This window comes from Oerskovia sp. NPDC056781 (genome assembly GCF_042789955.1).
GTDB classification, from domain to species: Bacteria; Actinomycetota; Actinomycetes; order Actinomycetales; family Cellulomonadaceae; genus Oerskovia; species Oerskovia rustica.
On sequence record NZ_JBHUAD010000417.1, the window covers coordinates 1 to 1,012 of the forward strand.

1 protein-coding gene is annotated in these 1,012 nt (G+C 72.4%); it reads right to left on the reverse strand.

Translation table 11 applies throughout. The annotated features are described in order from the left end of the window. Positions 1 to 41: 41 nt before the first annotated feature. Entirely contained in the window at positions 42 to 992 is a 951-nt protein-coding gene (locus ACFRCR_RS18860; protein ID WP_377679726.1) for a co-chaperone YbbN, read from the reverse strand. Positions 993 to 1,012 lie beyond the last annotated feature (20 nt).

The window sequence follows — 1,012 nt, forward strand, 5'->3', positions numbered from 1 at the left end:
GTGCGAGGTGGCCGGCCGCCGTCGTGCGTGGTTCGCGGGAGTCAGTACAGGTTGATCGCCAGGAGCTGGCGTGCCTTGCCGACCCGGGGGTCGGCGGGGCCGAGGATCTCGAAGTAGTCGACGAGCCGACGGCGCAGCGTCTCCTTGTCCTCGGCGCTCGACCCGGGCAGCAGGTCGAGCAGGCGACCGAACGCGTCCTCGATCTTGCCCCCGAGGACGTCCAGGTCCGCGACGTCGAGCTGCGCCTGGAGATCGGTGGGCCGGGACGCCGCGGCATCACGCGTGGCCTGCAGGTCCAGGTCGCGCGTGCGGCGCAGCAGCCCCACCTGTGCGAGACCGGCCGTCGCGAGATGGTCGCGCGGGTCCTGCTTGATGGCCTTCTCGTACGCCGCGACGGCCGCGTCGAAGTCGTCGCGCTCGATCGCGTCGTACGCCTCCTGGTGCAGCGGCGGCAGCTCGGGCTCGGGAGCCGGGGCCTCGGCGGCCGCGTCAGCCTCCGCCGGGACGCCTTGCGCGGGCGCACGACCCGTGACGCCGTTGCCCTCGGCGATCTGCAGCACCTGCTGCAGGACCGCGCGGACCTGGTCCCCCGCGGCCGCACCCTGGAACAGCGGGACCGGCTGGCCGCCGACGATCGCGACGACGGTCGGGACGCTCTCGACCTGGAAGGCGGCCGCGATCTGCGGGTACGTCTGCGCGTCGACCCGGCCCAGGAGGAATCGCCCGGCGAACTCCTCGGCGATCGCGCCGAGCTCGGTGCCGAGCTGCGCGTTCGCCTGGTCCGTCGGGATCCAGAGCAGGACCACGACGGGGTACTGCGTCGAGTCCTGCACGAGCTGCGGGAACGACTCCTCCGTCACGTCCACGACGTAGCCACCGGCCTCGGGCGCGCCACCAGGAGCGCCGGGCGGAGGGGCCGTCGGACGGTTCAGGGACGACAGGTCGACGGCACCACGCACGTCGAAGTTCGGCTGCTGGCTCGGTTGGCTCATGGCTACATCCTATGAAGAAT